At 45.7% G+C, this 15,975-nt stretch carries 14 protein-coding genes and 1 other RNA gene; 1 reads left to right on the top strand and 14 read right to left on the bottom strand.

What is annotated here, in order from left to right; translation table 11 throughout:
• Positions 1 to 112: 112 nt before the first annotated feature.
• From ffs to LG34_RS08990, 14 genes are all read right to left on the bottom strand, one after another.
• Positions 113 to 374, bottom strand: an RNA gene (ffs, locus tag LG34_RS09055) — signal recognition particle sRNA large type.
• Between the two features lie 233 nt (positions 375 to 607).
• Positions 608 to 1,102, bottom strand: a complete 495-nt coding sequence (gene tadA, locus LG34_RS09050) for a tRNA adenosine(34) deaminase TadA (RefSeq protein WP_109215795.1) — start codon at positions 1,100 to 1,102, stop codon at positions 608 to 610.
• Positions 1,103 to 1,121: 19 nt separating this feature from the next.
• Positions 1,122 to 2,243: a nitrogenase component 1 gene (locus LG34_RS09045; protein ID WP_109215794.1), complete on the bottom strand. Its 1,122-nt coding sequence runs from the start codon at positions 2,241 to 2,243 to the stop codon at positions 1,122 to 1,124.
• Positions 2,240 to 3,577: a nitrogenase component 1 gene (locus LG34_RS09040; RefSeq protein WP_109215793.1), complete on the bottom strand. Its 1,338-nt coding sequence runs from the start codon at positions 3,575 to 3,577 to the stop codon at positions 2,240 to 2,242. The genes LG34_RS09045 and LG34_RS09040 overlap by 4 nt, the downstream gene beginning before the upstream one ends.
• Positions 3,578 to 4,351 (bottom strand): nitrogenase iron protein NifH, encoded by a 774-nt coding sequence (locus LG34_RS09035; RefSeq protein WP_109215792.1) that lies wholly within the window; start codon positions 4,349 to 4,351, stop codon positions 3,578 to 3,580.
• Positions 4,348 to 4,623 (bottom strand): TM1266 family iron-only hydrogenase system putative regulator, encoded by a 276-nt coding sequence (locus tag LG34_RS09030; RefSeq protein ID WP_109215791.1) that lies wholly within the window; start codon positions 4,621 to 4,623, stop codon positions 4,348 to 4,350. Before LG34_RS09030 ends, LG34_RS09035 begins: the two co-directional genes overlap by 4 nt.
• Before the next feature lie 138 nt (positions 4,624 to 4,761).
• A complete protein-coding gene (gene hypE, locus LG34_RS09025; protein ID WP_109215790.1) occupies positions 4,762 to 5,769 on the bottom strand; it encodes a hydrogenase expression/formation protein HypE in 1,008 nt (335 codons plus the stop codon).
• Positions 5,770 to 6,017: 248 nt separating this feature from the next.
• Positions 6,018 to 7,073, bottom strand: a complete 1,056-nt coding sequence (gene hypD / locus LG34_RS09020) for a hydrogenase formation protein HypD (RefSeq protein ID WP_109215789.1) — start codon at positions 7,071 to 7,073, stop codon at positions 6,018 to 6,020.
• The gene (locus tag LG34_RS09015; RefSeq protein ID WP_109215788.1) at positions 7,073 to 7,282 is read right to left on the bottom strand and encodes a HypC/HybG/HupF family hydrogenase formation chaperone; all 210 of its coding nucleotides are present in this window, start codon (positions 7,280 to 7,282) and stop codon (positions 7,073 to 7,075) included. Before LG34_RS09015 ends, hypD begins: the two co-directional genes overlap by 1 nt.
• A gap of 49 nt (positions 7,283 to 7,331) precedes the next feature.
• Complete coding sequence (locus tag LG34_RS09010) at positions 7,332 to 9,920, bottom strand: carbamoyltransferase HypF (RefSeq protein ID WP_109215787.1); 2,589 nt, start codon at positions 9,918 to 9,920, stop codon at positions 7,332 to 7,334.
• Positions 9,921 to 10,053: 133 nt separating this feature from the next.
• Positions 10,054 to 11,091, bottom strand: a complete 1,038-nt coding sequence (locus LG34_RS09005) for a nitrogenase component 1 (RefSeq protein ID WP_109215786.1) — start codon at positions 11,089 to 11,091, stop codon at positions 10,054 to 10,056.
• Between the two features lie 4 nt (positions 11,092 to 11,095).
• Complete coding sequence (locus LG34_RS09000) at positions 11,096 to 12,376, bottom strand: nitrogenase component 1 (protein WP_109215785.1); 1,281 nt, start codon at positions 12,374 to 12,376, stop codon at positions 11,096 to 11,098.
• Positions 12,377 to 12,434: 58 nt separating this feature from the next.
• Complete coding sequence (locus tag LG34_RS08995) at positions 12,435 to 13,196, bottom strand: P-loop NTPase (RefSeq protein WP_109215784.1); 762 nt, start codon at positions 13,194 to 13,196, stop codon at positions 12,435 to 12,437.
• Between the two features lie 637 nt (positions 13,197 to 13,833).
• The gene (locus tag LG34_RS08990) at positions 13,834 to 14,649 is read right to left on the bottom strand and encodes a MerR family DNA-binding transcriptional regulator (RefSeq protein ID WP_181369336.1); all 816 of its coding nucleotides are present in this window, start codon (positions 14,647 to 14,649) and stop codon (positions 13,834 to 13,836) included.
• Positions 14,650 to 14,937: 288 nt separating this feature from the next.
• Between LG34_RS08990 and LG34_RS08985 the strand changes: the two genes are divergently transcribed.
• On the top strand, positions 14,938 to 15,735 hold the full coding sequence (locus tag LG34_RS08985; RefSeq protein WP_022036366.1) for a hypothetical protein: 798 nt from the start codon (positions 14,938 to 14,940) through the stop codon (positions 15,733 to 15,735).
• The last annotated feature ends 240 nt before the right edge of the window (positions 15,736 to 15,975 follow it).

Here is a 15,975-nt window from a genome sequence, read left to right as displayed (position 1 = left end):
ACTCACCACTTGCAGAAGTGGGAGTCTCAACTCAGACTGAGATAAAAAAATTTTCTTAAACAAAAAAGCCGTGTACAACAGACAATCATTATCTGTTCTACACGACTTTTTTATGAGCATCCCGCTTCGAATTGCAATCCCAGACGTTACTCTTACAGCCAACTCATCCCAGGCACCCTCACGGCACACAAGAGGTCCTACTTAGGGCTGCTCCATTCCTGACCTGACCCGGTTCATAAGTTCCTGTTGCGTGAGACCCAAAAATCTACGTCGCTTATAAGAGGCAGCTCTACAATTGACAACCCTCTACGGGATATCACCCCAACTATAGCGGATTGATGGTACAAGGTACCGCTACCACCCCGGCTGCTCAGTTTCTAAGTATATCATCAGGTGTTGGTAACTGTCAACAGATTTTTCTTCATTCACTCTATCCATTTTTCTTTTTATACTTTTTATTTTTCTTTATACCTTTTTATACTTCTTTATAGTTTTTTATACTTCTTTATAGTTTTTTATACTTTTTTCAAGAACCTCAATCTCCTGATTTTTATACAAATTTTCACTCAATCTTTTTGACAATTTTTCAAAAATACTCCTGAAGCCGCTACATGGTTTCAGGAGTATTTTTCTTTTGTTTTTTCTTTTTCCGTAATTCTTTAAAAAAGCTGCTCAGCATAGAAGAACATTCTTCCTGGCAGACACCCTGCACAATTTCCACCTGATGATTAAATCCTGCGATCTGAAGCAGGTTCAGAACCGATCCGGCACAGCCTGCTTTCGGATTCATGCTTCCGATCACCACGCGGTCGATCCGCGACTGTACCAGTGCCCCGGCACACATCTGACATGGTTCCAATGTCACATACATTGTACAGCCTTCCAGCCGCCAGTCTCCCAGTTTTTTGCTCGCCTTGCGGATTGCATTTAATTCCGCATGGGATAAGGTATTTTTGTCTGTGTTTCGACGGTTGTAACCACGGGCAATGATTTTGCCGTCTGCATCATTTACAATGACGCAGCCAATGGGTACTTCATCGATGGCATATGCCTTTTTTGCCTGTTTTATGGCTTGTTTCATGTATTTTTCATCTACAGTCATTACTATATCCTTTTCATTCCTAAGATACAAATATTCTACCCGAAAAAGCTACATGAGGCAATTCATAAAATTCACATTCTTTTGGGCAGATTGGTTTATATAACGGATCTGCCACGATAATTTTTGCATCTTTCAATGCTTCTTCCATGGCTTCTTCGCCAAGGACAATAGCGTCTTTTTCTCCGATTAAATCTTCGCATTCTTTTAACGGACACAGTACACGGGTTGAACGTCCATATGTTTTTTCAATGCCAGCTGCCAGAGAGCCCATGGTGACAGGCTCACCGATCAGGGTGATTTCGACGTCTTTCTGCATGCGATTGTTCAGATATACGATGATCGAACTTCTTTCCTGTTCCTCTACTTGTTCCAATGCTTTAGAAATATCCTCTGCCAGCCATTCATTTGGTGTTCCGATCACATACGGTGTTCCAAATTTTTCCTGGAGCACTTTTGCTGCCCGCAGTCCAACCACAGACGCTACCAAGTTGACATTCGCTGCTTCTGCCATTTGCAGGGTTTCCAATGCATCGCCCATCGCCCAGGTGGAAAAGACATTCCAACCATATTTGTGCAGATTTTCTTTCAGGAGTTCTACGTTTTTCTGTGGTCCAAAATCTAACGGCGTTACACCTAACAAGTTTACACTACGTCCAAATTTATTTTCCTTTTCCAGCGAATTCAAATTCTGTGTTTTTTCCGTAAACCGTTTTGCGATTTCTTCCAGCGCAATACCTGCGCCGTACACATAATCGTGCATACCATTCGTTGGCACAGCAAACGTCGGAATCCCGGTTTCTGTCTCAATCACTCTTGCGATCGCCGGAAAATCGGTTCCATTCATAAAAGGAATCGGAGAACCTGCAAGTGCAATAAATTTCGGATGCAGTTCTCTGGCGGCATGTTCGATATCATCAATAAATTTCCGGTCATTTCCCATGATCGCATCAATTTCCGTAAGACCTGAGATAAAGATCAGACTGTCCTGATCGTACCAGCGGATCTCATCGTGTGTATTGTAAGTAGAATTACATCCGGAAGGATCGTGCATGACTGTCATTCCGCCCAGCTCGTACAATGCGGAACAAACGCCGGACACATCTGCCGTATAAATTGGTATGATTCGATAAGATTGTCTCATAGGCAGCACTCGCACCCCCATCCCTTTTGTACTACAAGTTTTTCCGTGTCTTTTTCCTCGCGGTATGCTTCCATCATCAGTTCGGCGGTTCTGCGGATACTGTCAAATCCATACAGACCTTCGCCCTGCACCAGATTGACAAAATGACGGCTGCGACTGAAATATGCCGCTTTCTGTCCGATGGCAAGCACTTCCTGTTCGCCGCCTCTTGGCAGCACGCGCATTTTCACCTGAATCGTTGCGATCAATTCCAGTTCCGGTACATGTTCCTGCAGCCAGTCAAATGCTGCTTTTTCCTCCGGACTGATGCCATCCAGATACACCGCTTTGACGTTAAATCCATGCGTCAGAAGCAGTTTTGCCAGTCCCAGCGGTCGCGGATGATACAGATAATCCAGCGTGATCGGCATATCTTTGATCAGCGCTTTCGCTTTTGCCAGAACTTCCTCACAGGCAGAACGTTCCACATCCAGTGCCTCCCTGCTCACTTCTGGAAGTCCCAATGCATCTGTCAGTTGCTTTAACTGCTGCTCAATTTCTTCATAATCAAAACTGCCCGGCAGATACAGATGCTCCCGTGCTAACCGCCGCGCCTGCGTCTCCATGCCATATTTTCCCGCCGGATAAATGTCAAGAAACAATCTTCCCTTGCTCATATCCAACAGGTCCTGCCACGTTTCACAGGTTGGAAGTTCCCGCACGGTATAACCATATCGTCTCAATAAACGCTTGATATCACTGCTTTCATCCAATGCAAAATCACTGCCAAACACCGATACTGTTTTTGCATCCGGCTCACATTCCGGCAACGGATCATACATGGCTTTTCGCAGCTTCTGATCCGGCGTCAGACCATGTTTTTGCATGATCGGATCCATGTAACAGCGGATAAAACAAATATCCGGGAAACGGCGTTCCAGCTCGTCATAAATATAATTCAGATTGCTTCCCACAAAATGGTGCAGACATACTGTAAACAACAAAACTGCTTTTGGATGATCTCCACGCTTGTTCAACACGTCCGTTACACCTTCAATCGTGATGTCCTCTAAATTGCCGTTTAAAACATGCTGTTCTTCCACAATGACAAAAGAAAAACGATCTGCCGCGTTCATTTCCGCCGCTGTCAGCACAACGCCTCGCATGCAGTTGTCCGCGCAGACATAAATCTGAATTGCCTCTGGAACCTGCATTCCCGTATGTACGATGTTCCAGTTGCCATGAACCGGTGAATTGTACTCCAGTTCTGAGGCAAATGGTGCAGGAAAGGATGCGTCTTTGATTTTTACCACAGCGTCCTTTGGATCTACTGTTTCACCTACTCGCTGCAACATCTAAGTTTCCTCCTGTAATACGCCACCACATAAGATGTACATCTTTCTGGCAATCGTACGATATTCCTCTGCCATAGCACTTTCCGGATAACATTCCATCAATGTCATCCCCTGTTCTTCTGCCAATGCCACCTGCTCGCTGTGAGATAACGTTCCAATCACCTTTGTATGAAAATCGTCTGCCAGTTCTGCCACTTTTTCTTCTTCTCGCGGAACATCCCGGCGATTTAAAATAATTCCGCCAAGCTGTGCATAACCACGGTTTTTAAAATTATCTACTGCCATGGCAATATTTGCCGCCGCGTGAATCGCCATATTTTCTCCGGAAGTAATGATAAACACCTTGTCTGCGTAACCGTTTCGCATCGGCATGGAAAATCCGCCACAGACTACGTCTCCAAGCACATCATATAAAATGACATCCGGCTTGTATACATCATACGCCCCGGTTTCTTTTAATTTTTCCAGTGCCGTGATAATGCCGCGACCGGCGCAGCCAAGTCCCGGTGTCGGTCCACCTGCTTCCACGCAGATTACACCGTTGTAGCCAATGCGGATCATATCCTCCAGCTGCAACGCCTGTTTTTTCTCATTATATAAATCCAGTACGGTAGGAACTGCTTCCCCGTGACGAAGCTGAATCGTGGAATCTGCTTTTGGATCGCAACCGATCTGCATCACCGTCAAGCCCAGTTCTGCCAGTGCTGTTGCCACGTTGGAAACTGTGGTGGATTTTCCGATTCCGCCTTTTCCGTATACTGCTATCTTGATCACTGTTCTGCTCCTTCCTCTGCCGGAGTGATGACATTGGAGTACGCGGTTTTCGCGGATACTCCTTTTAAACGCCCGATTTTTCCGGAAAGTGCGCTGATGGTATTTTGCGGCGCATCAATGGCAATACTGATGATGCTGATGCCCTTCGGGCGATATGGGATGCCCATTCTGCCTACAATGTACTGGCGCGCTTCGTGAAGCATTGCATTTAATTCTTCGATGGCATCTTCCTGCTCTACAATAATTGAAATAACCGCCACTCTGGTGTCCATGTCTGGTTTCCTCCTTTTCTGGCTGATAATTTATTTTTTGAAGCGCATGAAAGCAGAGAAAACTGCAACGGAAATTGCTCTACCGTCTTGCGTTGCAGTTTTCTTCTGCTCTTCATTGCGCATTCACAAAATGACTTTCTAGCAAATTCTTGGAAGTAGCTCGCCGCCCGGCTGCGGCAACAATGCCTGTGTACCGATCTCTGTCTCCATTACGACTCTGCCCGGCTCATCGGCAATAACTTCTCCGATAATCGCTGCATCTGCGGAATACGGGCATTTGCGTAATGTTTCCACAATGGCATCTGCCTCTTCCTTCGGTGCCATGATGACAAGTCTGCCCTCGCATGCAAGGTATAACGGCTCCAGTCCAAGCATTCCGCAAACTCCTTTTACTTCCGGCTGTACCGGAACAGCTGCTGCATTCAGACGGATTCCCACATTGCTCTGTCCTGCAATTTCATATAAAACGGTTCCGACACCGCCTCTTGTGGCATCGCGGATGACATGCAGATTGTGTGTAGTGTCCATTACAGCTTTTACAGTTCCCCATAACGGTGCACAGTCACTGGTCACATCCGCATCAATACCAAAATCTTCTCTCTCTAATAAAATGGTGCATCCATGACGTCCGATATCACCGGTTACAATGATCGCATCTCCCGGTTTTGCCAGCTCGCCGCCAACAGTTACACCTTCCTGAATCTCGCCCATTCCTGTGGTTATGATAAAGACGCCGTCCACTTGACCTTTTCCGGCTACTTTTGTGTCTCCGGATACGATATGTACGCCAGCTTCTTTTGCTGTTTTTTCCATTGCTGCTGCAATCTCTTCCAGTTTTTCCATCGGAAAGCCTTCCTCAATGACAAAGGCGCAGGTCAGATACAGCGGTTTTGCACCCATGCAGGCAAGGTCATTGACGGTTCCACAGATGGACAGTTTTCCGATATTTCCACCCGGGAAAAATGCCGGGGACACGATAAATCCGTCTGTGGATACTGCCATTCTTCCTGCTGGCGGAACCAATACCGCCGCATCGTCTGCGGTCAGATCGGAGTTTGCAAAATGTGCTTTAAACACCTGATCGATCAGTTCAGATGTCTGTTTTCCCCCGGCACCATGTGCCATTGTGACTGTTTTATTTTCCATTATTTTTTCCTTCTTTCTATTTACTTTACGAACGATTTATGCTAAGAGAGAAACACATGCAGACACGGCTAATTTTCTGCATCCGTTGCGCCGCTTATCTCCGCCTGTTCCCGCGAACTCACCCGCAAAACCAGCGGGTTCAAACACACTCCCACAGGCGGGCTATGCTCACTCCTGCAGCGAAAATTAACCTACCGTCTTGCCTGTGTTTCTCTCTTTAGCAACAAATCTGTTATATAATTTTAATTTCAAGAATATTGATAGTATGCGGAGCAGGCTCCCTCGCCAGATACCATGCAGGCTCCTACCGGATGCTGCGGTGTACAGCCTTTTCCGAACACTTTACAGTCGGATGGTTTGCATTTTCCCTGTAATACGTCTCCGCAGCGACATGCAGGATTTGGTTTTCCTTCGATTTTTGGCATCTGATATTTGATACGGGCATCAAAATTCTGCCACTCTGGTCGTAACTTCATTCCAGACGCCGGAATCACGCCCAATCCACGCCATTCGGAATCACATGCTTCCATCATTTCATCTACCAGAACCTGCGCTTCTTTGCTTCCATCCTGTGTCACCACACGCGGATAACAGTTTACGAAAAACGGCTTTCCTTCCTGGAATTTTACCAGTGAAACCGCCAGCGCTGTCATCAGTTCCCTTGCGGTAAATCCTGCCACAACACCGCTGACGCCTTCCTCGGTCAGCGCTTCGCATAAACGTGTTCCTGTGATGGCATTGACATGTCCCGGATATAAAAATACATCTGCGCTGCCCTTTAATGCCTCGTAAGCCTGCGGCATGGTCTTATTTGCAACCAGTAAAGAATAGTTGTCCAGACCATCTTCTTTTGCCGCTTTTACGGACAGACACCCCGCCGGTGTCGTTGTCTCAAATCCAACGGATAAAAATGTTACCTGCTCTTCCGGATGCTCCTTCGCATATTTTTCAGCATCTGCCGGTGAATATACAATGTGGATTTTTGCGCCCTGTTCTCTGGCTCCCGCAAGGCTCATCTTTGTACCCGGCACGCGCACCAGATCGCCAAACGTACAGATCGTCACGCCTTTTTCCAGTGCCAGATAAATCGCCTCATCAATAAAGCTGACTGGTGTTACACAGACCGGACATCCCGGTCCTGAGATCAATTCCACCTGCTCCGGCAGCAATTTTCGGATACCCAGACGGAAAATTTCATGAGTGTGGGTGCCACACACTTCCATGATCCGCACTTTCGGACCATTGTAATTTTCAATGATCTCACGGGCAGTTTTCTTTTTATTTTCGCTGTTTGTCTCCCCCATTACAGAAATTCCTCCATGAGCTGGTCTGTTTCGTTATCATCCTCATCGGTGATCTTTGCGATTGCCACACCGGCATGAACCATAACGTAATCTCCCGGCTCCAGATCTTCCAGAAGCTGAGAGGAAACTTCTCTTTTTGCACCGCCAGCGTCAATGACAGCCGTTCCATTACTGATTTTTACTACCTTTGCTGATAATCCTACACACATTTATTTTTCCTCCTAAAAATGCAATTATTTGTCATTGCATATATAAATGTTAAATATCTTTTTGTAACCAATGCATTCCGTAAGCTGCCTGTCCGATGGCAATTCCACCATCGTTTGGCGGAATCATACGATGGCGCAACACCTCAAAACCTTCCTTCATCAAGCGTTCTTCTGTCAAATGCAGCAATAATCGGTTCTGAAATACACCACCACTCAAAGCAACCTTATTTCTACCGGAACTTTTTCGTGCTTCTATACAAGCTGCCACAATTTGTTCTGCCAACATCTGATGAAAGAGATAAGCCAATGCTCCACTGTCTGCACCTTGCAATTTTGCTTCTACAATTTTCTGCACCAGTGCTTCCGTATTCAACACACACGATACTTCAGATTCAGATACAGCCTCAGATTCTTCTCCTGTTTTTTGTTCTACAAGATATTTCCGCAATGTATTTAATGCATTTATGATTATTGTATCTGTAAACAAATTCTCTGCATCATTTTCATCTGCTGACTTTGCAATTACATCCGATCCACTGCTCTGTTTTGCGTTTTCTGCCAGTCTGTTTTTCTGCTCAAATGCCTCTGCCGCAAACTGCAATGCCGTAGATGCCTCGCCCTCAAAACTCGACTGCCGTCGGATTCCCAAAATTGCGCTGACCGCATCAAAAACCCGTCCTGCACTGGTTGACATTACTGCATTGATCTTTCGTTCCGCCATTGTAAACTGCACCTTGCTTTCCTGTTCGCTGCAAAGCCCCAGTTTTTCAATGATTTCCCATGCTTTCGCCCGGTCTTTTGTATATCCATAGATCATGGAAACAGCGATACGCCATCCCTCTTTTGCAGAAGCGTCTCCACCAATCTGTAAAAACGGTGTAATGCTGCCAAATCTCGTAAAATCCTGATAATCCGCCAGCAAAATCTCTCCGCCCCAGATCGTACCATCCGTTCCGTACCCGGTTCCGTCAAAGGAAACTCCAATGACCGGCTCCTGACAGTCATTTTCCGTCATGCAGGATAAAATATGTGCATAATGATGCTGCACCTGAAGCATCGGATAGCCAAGACTTTCTGCCGCAACCGTAGAATTGTATTTCGGATGCAGATCACAAACGACTACCTGCGGCTCCACTTCCAATAATGTCTGAAACCGGTGAATCGTCTCCTGCAAAGCTTTTACCGTCCGCAGATCTTCCAGATCTCCCACATATGGAGAGGGATAAAAACGACTGTCCACACCGATGCAAAACGTATTTTTCAACTCACCGCCAACCGCAAGCACCTGCCCTTTCCAGTCCACTGATGTCATAAACGGCAACGGTGCGTAACCTCGGGAACGCCGAATCATATACGGTTCATTTTTATAAAAATCCATGACTGTGTCGTCGGCACGAATCCGAATTTTTCGATTGTGAGATAAAATGGCATCGCACAAATGAGATAACTCTGCGACCGCTTCCTCATCATCCCGACAGATCGGCGCACCGGAAGTATTTCCGCTTGTCATCACCAGTAAATCCGGCATTTTGATTTCATCATCATACTGAAAAATCAATAACTGAACCGGTGCATAAGGAAGCATCACACCAACTTTCGGATTTCCCGGTGCCACAGACGGAGCAAGTCGTGTCTCAGATGCATTTTCCAGTTTTAGTTCTTTATCCAACTGTAGTTGATTTTCTAACGAACCTGTTTTACTACCCGCTTCTATATCTATAACAGGATTCGCATTTCCCAACTCCAGTTGTTTTTCTCCTGTCATTTGCACATCTGGGCGTCTGTCCAGCAGCATGATCGGCTTCTGATGCCCGGTCAGAATCGCTTCCTGCTCTGGTGTCACAATACATTCCCGCTTTACCACAGTTTCATCTTTTGCCATAATCGCAAAAGGTTTCGCCGGACGACGTTTTAACATACGCAAACGACTGACCGCTTCCTCATTTGTTGCATCACAGCACAAATGAAAACCACCGATTCCCTTGATTGCCACGATTCCACCATCGTGAATCACCTGTCGCGTATATGTAATAGCCTCCCTGCCACGCTCGGCTCTGCCGATCAGATACACCTCCGGACCACACTCATTGCAGCACACCGGCTGCGCATCGTAACGCCGCGTCTCCGGATCATAATATTCTTTCGCACAATCCGGGCACATCGGAAACTCCTTCATGCTGGTACGTTCCCGATCGTACGGCAGCGAATCCAGAATTGTCAACCGCGGTCCGCAGCAGGTACAGTTGATAAACGGATGCAAATACCGCCGATCTTTCGGATTGTACATTTCTTCCTTACACTCATCACAGATGGCAATATCTGGAGAAACAAAAATCTCGCCTTTTGTCTTTTCACTCTCGATAATGTCAAAAGCATCAAACTGCGGTGCATCCTCTGCCGAAATATCCTCTGTATTTATTTTTAAAATCGCCGCTCGTTTCGGTGGACGTTCCTCTAAATCTTTCAGAAATCCATCTACCTGATCAGCGGAACCCTGCGCATAAATTTCCACATACGGTCCTTTATTACAGACATTTCCACGAATCCCGTTTGATGTCGCATGGCGGCTCACCGTTGGTCGAAAACCAACCCCCTGAACGATACCGTAAACTCGGATTCGCCGTGTTATTTCACTCATTTCTACTTTCTTCTCCTGTTTGACTTGAAATATTCATATACACTTGGCATTACATTAATGCCGTGCAGAAAATTGTTCGTGTCCGAATGCATGTGTACAACCATATTAATTGTGCATGGGGCACAAGCTCCCGTTACGCCAGTCGACCAGACACTGCAAAATGCACCGTATCCACGAATATCCCCTCAAACTTCGGCGTCATCCGCTCCATACAATGATCCGCATAGATCACATCAAAATCGCCATTTTCCACCAGCTCGATATAATCATCCTCATCCCGCAAATGCAGATCTCCATCCTGCCGAAGTTCGGGCTTCATCATAAACCAGCTTGCCACCGTCACCTGCGCATCCGGCGCTTTTTTCAAAATTTCTTCCCGGATTGTATTTCCGATTACCTGCTGCTGCACAACCAGCACCTTTTTCCCGCTGTAATCCATATCAGAAACCAGTTCATCCACCAACGGATAACCGATCTCATACGGTGTTCCGAAAGTTCTCTCCAGATATTTTGCTGCTTCTAACGCCGCCGGTGCCACCACGATATGTTTTTCCACATTAGATACGGTTTTTACATCATCCAATCCATTTCCCATACCGTAACAAATAGCATTTTTTCCTTCTGCCGCAAAACGCTCCCGGATGCGGTCTGCCGCACGCAGATCACTGATATCCTGCGGTGTCATGCCAAGGATTCCGATATTTCCCGGAACCATTTCTTCTTTTTCCCCGGCAAACACACGAAACAGCTCCAGCCATGCTTTTGCGCTGCCTTTGTCATACAGTTCCATACCATCAGTGTCCACCGTCAAAATCGGCAGATCCACTTTTTTCTCCGTCATACGCTTTAACGCATGATAATCCGTTCCGATGACAGCCGGAACCGGCGTTCCAATGATCGCCGCAAATTTTGCATCCAGCTTTGTCACCGCATCCGCAAGTTTTGCCACCAGACGGTCATCTCTGCCAAGAATCGCATCCATATCGCGAAGCCCTGCGCTGAACAGTGCACTTTTGCTCTCAAACCAGCGCGGCTCATCGAATCCACAGATATTTCCGGTACAGCCGCCGGCATCACAGATTACGATAATTCCGCCAAATTCATATAACACAGACACCGCGCCGGACTGATCCGGTGCAAAAGGTGTCAGATATTTTCTCAGTCCTCTCATTGCTCTATACCTCCGCCAGTGCCTCAAACAGTCTGCGGACACCGGCATAACCGTATGGCTGCCGCTCCCCGTTCCAGAGCACGTTTGGACAGCTTTTATGATAATAACCGGCATCTTTTCCAATGGTGAGATTTACTTCGGAATCTGTTCCATCGTAATACAGCATCGTCGGTTCCAGATTGGAAAATACTTTCGTTTCCGGGCTCAATGCCGCCAGCTGTTTCATATAGACAAAATTTTCACCGGATAACGTTCCGTAAATCTCCGGCACATGGAAACCATAACGTACCAGTGCCAGCGCCAGTTCAAATGGATCTCCGTTCATCCACTCACCCACTGCAAAGGATGCATCCGGATGAAGTTCTTTAAATTTTGCCACCGCAGCTTCTGCTGCTTTCCGCGGTTCCTCATCATCAAATGTGATACCAAGAGCAGCGCCAAAGGCACGATACTGACTGGCAATCTTATCAACCTGATATAATCTGCGCAACTCAATATATGGAATTTTCAACCGATCATGAAAATCCTCTGCTGCAAACCTTGCTTCCGGGTAAAGCACTAAGTTAAAGTTCGCCTCTGACATGGTCTGATATTCTTCATAATCCTTACATCTGGAAATCTCATGAATCGTCTTTACCCCCGCGCCATGAAGTAGATCATACAGCTCACAGTCATCCACCAGCGGGGAGAAAAATCCCAACAGATTCACCACATTTCCTTTTTTCTTCTTCGGCTCAAGCAGGGAATAAATCGACTGACGCACGTGCACCATCGGCGGCTTGCGTCCCTCTCTTGTCAGCGCATACATATAACACGGTTTTACCGGAAGTCCCGCTGCTTCCTCCGCCTTGCGACAGACACGCTCCATATCCGTTCCAAGTAGCGCATCCACGCAGGTGATACAGATCATCACAACGGATGGCTTTTTCTCCAATCCCTCACAGATTTCTGCCACCGCTTTCGGAATTTTTTTCAAATGGCGACCAGTTACAATATCCGTTTCATCCATCAGCAGATAATAAAAACGATCGTGATAAGCCCGCATAGAACTCAAAACTGATGTATTTCGCCCGCAGCATCCCGGTGCCACGATCAGCATAATGGAACCCGGAACCGCCAGTCCCGCACGCTTGACACCAAAGCCCTCCGCTCCCGGCGAGTTAAAAGCCAGCGTCGCCGGAGAACTGTAGATCAAATGCGTATGGGAAATGAACTGCTGCGGAATGTTCTCTTTTCCAAGACGATTCAGTTCTTCCACCGTACAAAAATATGCTTCCTGTCTCATATATTTTCCTCTTCTTTCCATAAATCAGTCCACTCTGTCTTTCAGAATGCCTGCTGCCTTATGCGTTTTCCTCTTCCTTTAATAATAATTCCGCCAGATCAAAGAAACATTTGCTGATCTCGGAATCCGGATCACCCTCGATCACTGTTTTTCCCTGATCTTCCCATCGGATAATTTCATCGCTTCGCGGCACTTCGCCCACGATCGGCACACCGATTTTTTCTGAAAATGCCTGCACCTTTTCCGTCTCATTTTCCACATTTCGATGGTTCAGCACGATACCAAATACACGGGCATAACTGCGATCCTCAAAGTTGCGTACCGCACTGGAAATATTATTTGCTGCGTACAGCGCCATTTTTTCTCCGGAAGTAACGATCAGAACTTTCTCTGCATAACCCTCGCGGATCGGTGCTGCGAAACCGCCACAGACCACGTCACCCAACACATCATACAAAACCACATCCGGCTTGTAATGTTCAAACAGTTCCATATCTTCTAAAAGCTGGAATGTCGCAATGATTCCACGACCTGCACAGCCAAGTCCCGGCGTCGGTCCGCCAGTCTCGATACAAAGAATCCCGCCGTAACCTTCCTTTGAAATCTGCGCCAGCTCATCCGGCTCCTCATCCTCTTCTCTCATGTAATTCATTACCGGGCGAAGCGGCTCTCCCCCAAGTAAATTGATCGTAGAATCTGCTTTCGGATCACAACCGATCTGAATGACACGTTTTCCCATATTTGCAAAAGCGGCTGCCAAGTTGGAAGTCACTGTGGACTTTCCGATACCGCCCTTTCCGTAAATTGCTACCTTTAACATACTTTCCTCCTGATATTCCCTTACACAACTGCAATATTTCACGTATACTCGACTAAAATTTTCCGCATCCTACCACAATTTATGTTTTCTTAGTTATATATTTCACAAATCAAAAAGAACCATCTTCCCGGCAATTCGTCGGAAAAATGGTTCTGTAAATCCAGTCCTCTCAGGTCTCACATCTATCTGATTCAAACAACTAACCTGAATAAAAATACATGTTCCACTGAAATATATGCCAAACTTCACTGCCATTATCCAAAATTGAATGCAAAACTTCATGTACATTCAGCTCAAGTTGAATTTCAGCCAAAACATTATACTTTATAATTTTACGATATGGAACAACTATTCCCGCTCGGATCTTCCTTGCCGTCAGAGTTTTCTTATTTTATTTTGCAGCCAGATCATAGACACATTTTTCATAACCAACTCGTTGCTCTGCCTGCGTACCATAAAGCAATCATTCACGATCGCTTTGCTTTCTGCTTTCCTATTGCGTCTTTTTCACCAAATATTTTACTTTTTAAAATAAATGCATGAATCAGAGACAATATTTTAAATCAGTATATTTATTGTACTTGCTTTTTTACAAATTAGTCAACTATAACCTCCTGATATAAGAAAGTCCCCCTGCTTATTGCTTTTCACAATCATTACAGGAAACTTTTTTAATTTGTTTAAATTGTAACTCCACCGGATACTCCTGAAAATAAACCGGCGACGTGATGCAATCCGATTCCACGATCGTAAACTTTGCATGACTCGCAAAATATTCCGGATATAACTCGTCCGCCTTCATAATACTTTTCGGCGGACAGCGCAAACATTCATAAATTCCTGCCGGCATGCACTTATACTCCGGCAGCTCCTCGCAGTTTTCAAACACTTCCACGTATACAAAATACGTCACCTGTCCATCTTCCACATCTGCCATCATCCCGGAAGGATAATTTGCCGACAGCTGATGCTTCTGCGCCAACTCAAACAGTTCACTCAGCTTTTTATGAAATTCTACCGAAGACAGTCCTTCCTTCATTTCTCTTCTTAAAATATTCCGCTCCGGAATCTCTCTCCTGTAAAATCCTTCACAATCCCGGTATTTTTCCGTATCCTGAATGCCCCGTTCTGCCAGCTGCAAACGTTTCAGACAGCTCTGCAATTCACCGATTTTTTCATAAGCACGAATCTGACCATCCCGAAGTAACCCTTTCAGGTCAAACTCTCCTGTCGGCTCCACATACTGATTCCAGTTTTTCAGCGGAATATCCAGAATCTGCAAAAACTTAATCATATCCACAGCCAGCATCTGCTCATTTTTGTAATAACGGTATCCCGTATCCGGGTCGCAGTATGCCGGTTTCAGGATTCCTATTTTTTCATAATAGCGCAGAGCCTTAATAGAAACCTGCTTCACTCTTGCCACTTCCCCAATTGTCATATACCCGTCCATGTGCGCCTCCATACTTTTTATTTATGTGCTCTCAAAATTCTTTCTTATATACATAAGCCTCTTATAAACTTACAATCGTACCTGCCCATTTTATCTTGTATACATTTCCTTTTTCCTTGACTCTGCCCTTAGGGTAAGGTTTACAATAATTTTATCAAACATAAACATGTTCCGCAAGAAATCATTTTATATCAGACCATCCATTTTCATTTATGCGTATGTCTGCTATAAATAGGTTTTTGCAGATCAGGCAACACATATTTATTCAAATTTATGGAGGTATTTACAATGGCAGTAATGAACAAAACACTGATCATCCACCACATTAACGACATCGACAACATTCCGGCCATGGAGCGCTGGTTCGTACACCACCATTGCCCGGAAGTAATGGCACAGGAACCATGGCTAACACGCTACGTTATGTACCGTGTAATGCCACCGGCAAAAGGCATGGAAACCATGGGATTCTTCAACTATCGTGTCCATGAAAATCTCGGACTTGACGTAGAAGGCAGAAGAAGCCTGCGCGGACTGCTCGGTATGACACCGGAACCGGTTGAAAATGCCATGACCGTTGCAATCGCAAACATCCCGGCTGAACCGACAGAGGATTTCTTCGGTCAGACCATGAATCATGCAGGCAAGACATTTATCCGTTTTGTATACATGATGTCTTATCCGAAGGGTGTTTCCCGTGAAGAAGGCGAAGACTGGTTCTTAAATCATTTTGCACCGGAAGCATGCAAACTGCCGGGACTGCTTCGTTTCTTCTCACACAAAGCATATGACAAACAGTATTCTCCGATTCCGCTGCCGGAAGGTGATGGCACTCCGGAATTCGTAGATGTAAGTGAAGACAACATTTTCTTCCATCGCTGGGATCGTGTATGCGAACTCTGGTTTGAGAACAACTCCGCATGGACAAATGCGTTTATCAACAATCCGCCGGCATGGACTGTTCCATCATGGGCAACACGCGATACCTTCCCATTCGTAGAACCGATGAAAGACTTCGTGTGCACAAGCCTGTTAGAGCGTCCGGATCAGAATATGCTGAAACACTACGACGGATGCATTTTCTAAAATCTAAGACAGGAAATTTTTGCAAGTGCGTGATTTCAAAAATACAGGCGTAGCGGGCTACGCCGAGGCTTTTTAAATTGCACAATTGTGAAAAAAGACAAGTCCTATATGGTAGTTATTTAGAAATCGTTGTACTAGGCTGCTAATTTTTGAAGTACACAATTGTAAAAACAGGCAACCTGTATCTGTTGCTTAGTCAAGCGGATATTCGCAATCCGCTTCGCTACTTGCTCATAACCG

The organism is Eubacterium ramulus (assembly GCF_003122485.1).
In the GTDB taxonomy this organism is placed as follows: domain Bacteria; phylum Bacillota; class Clostridia; order Lachnospirales; family Lachnospiraceae; genus Eubacterium_I; species Eubacterium_I ramulus_A.
The sequence above is the reverse complement of the archived record's forward strand: the minus strand, read 5'-3'. Positions and strand labels throughout refer to the sequence as shown.

Excerpts from the sequence above, each read along its gene's own strand:
- LG34_RS09010 (WP_109215787.1), bottom strand. The coding sequence starts at position 9,920 with ATGAGTGAAATAACACGGCGAATCCGAGTTTACGGTATCGTTCAGGGG.
- LG34_RS09045 (WP_109215794.1), bottom strand. The coding sequence starts at position 2,243 with ATGAGACAATCTTATCGAATCATACCAATTTATACGGCAGATGTGTCC.
- LG34_RS08985 (WP_022036366.1), top strand. The coding sequence starts at position 14,938 with ATGGCAGTAATGAACAAAACACTGATCATCCACCACATTAACGACATC.
- LG34_RS08990 (WP_181369336.1), bottom strand. The coding sequence starts at position 14,649 with ATGGACGGGTATATGACAATTGGGGAAGTGGCAAGAGTGAAGCAGGTT.
- LG34_RS09005 (WP_109215786.1), bottom strand. The coding sequence starts at position 11,091 with ATGAGAGGACTGAGAAAATATCTGACACCTTTTGCACCGGATCAGTCC.
- LG34_RS09000 (WP_109215785.1), bottom strand. The coding sequence starts at position 12,376 with ATGAGACAGGAAGCATATTTTTGTACGGTGGAAGAACTGAATCGTCTT.
- LG34_RS08995 (WP_109215784.1), bottom strand. The coding sequence starts at position 13,196 with ATGTTAAAGGTAGCAATTTACGGAAAGGGCGGTATCGGAAAGTCCACA.
- hypD (WP_109215789.1), bottom strand. The coding sequence starts at position 7,073 with ATGGGGGAGACAAACAGCGAAAATAAAAAGAAAACTGCCCGTGAGATC.
- tadA (WP_109215795.1), bottom strand. The coding sequence starts at position 1,102 with ATGACTGTAGATGAAAAATACATGAAACAAGCCATAAAACAGGCAAAA.
- hypE (WP_109215790.1), bottom strand. The coding sequence starts at position 5,769 with ATGGAAAATAAAACAGTCACAATGGCACATGGTGCCGGGGGAAAACAG.
- LG34_RS09040 (WP_109215793.1), bottom strand. The coding sequence starts at position 3,577 with ATGTTGCAGCGAGTAGGTGAAACAGTAGATCCAAAGGACGCTGTGGTA.
- LG34_RS09030 (WP_109215791.1), bottom strand. The coding sequence starts at position 4,623 with ATGGACACCAGAGTGGCGGTTATTTCAATTATTGTAGAGCAGGAAGAT.
- LG34_RS09015 (WP_109215788.1), bottom strand. The coding sequence starts at position 7,282 with ATGTGTGTAGGATTATCAGCAAAGGTAGTAAAAATCAGTAATGGAACG.